The sequence below is a fragment of the Rhizobium sp. UBA1881 genome (assembly GCF_002338015.1).
In the GTDB taxonomy this organism is placed as follows: domain Bacteria; phylum Pseudomonadota; class Alphaproteobacteria; order Rhizobiales; family Rhizobiaceae; genus Rhizobium.
On record NZ_DDHH01000160.1, the window covers coordinates 512 to 1372 of the forward strand.

An 861-nucleotide genomic window follows, 5' to 3' on the forward strand; every position below is an offset into this window, starting at 1 on the left:
GGTCGGTTCGTCGAGGAGCAGAACGTTGCCGCCGGCCTTCAGCATCTTGGCGAGGTGAACGCGGTTGCGCTGACCACCCGAGAGATTGCCGACCTTCTGCTGCTGATCGCCGCCCTTGAAGTTGAAGGCGCCGCAATAGGCGCGCGAGTTCATGTCGAACTTGCCGAGCTTGATGACTTCGGCGCCGCCCGAGATTTCTTCCCAGACGGTCTTGTTGCCGTCGAGCGCGTCACGGCTCTGGTCGACATAGCCGAGATGAACGGTGTCACCGATGCGGATAGAGCCGGCATCCGGCTTTTCCTGGCCGGTGATCATCTTGAACAGCGTCGACTTGCCGGCGCCGTTCGGGCCGATGATGCCGACGATACCGCCAGGCGGCAGCTTGATCGACAGATCGTTGATCAGCGTGCGGCCTTCGAAGCCCTTGTTGATGCCCTCGAGTTCGATGACCACCTGGCCTAGACGCTCGGACACCGGGATGATGATCTGCGCGTCGCCGGGGCGGATATTCTCAGCCGCATCGACCAGCTGTTCGTAGGCCTTGATACGAGCCTTCGACTTGGCCTGACGGGCCTTCGGGCTGGAAGCGATCCATTCCTGTTCACGCGACAGCGCCTTCTGGCGGCCGGCTTCTTCGCGGGCCTCCTGCTGCATGCGCTTGGCCTTCGCCTGCAAGTAAGCGGAGTAGTTGCCTTCGTAAGGAATACCGCGGCCGCGGTCGAGCTCGAGAATCCAGCCCGTGACGTTGTCGAGGAAGTAGCGATCGTGGGTAATCATCATCACGGCGCCCGGATAGTCGCGCAGGTGCTTTTCAAGCCAGGCGATCGTTTCGGCGTCGAGGTGGTTGGTCGGTTCGTCGAG

General features: G+C 61.9%; 1 protein-coding gene. It reads right to left on the reverse strand.

Annotated features, from left to right (window positions below):
- Window positions 1–861: ATP-binding cassette domain-containing protein (locus B3605_RS19515; protein ID WP_296435628.1), on the reverse strand; the 861-nt coding region annotated here is incomplete at both ends.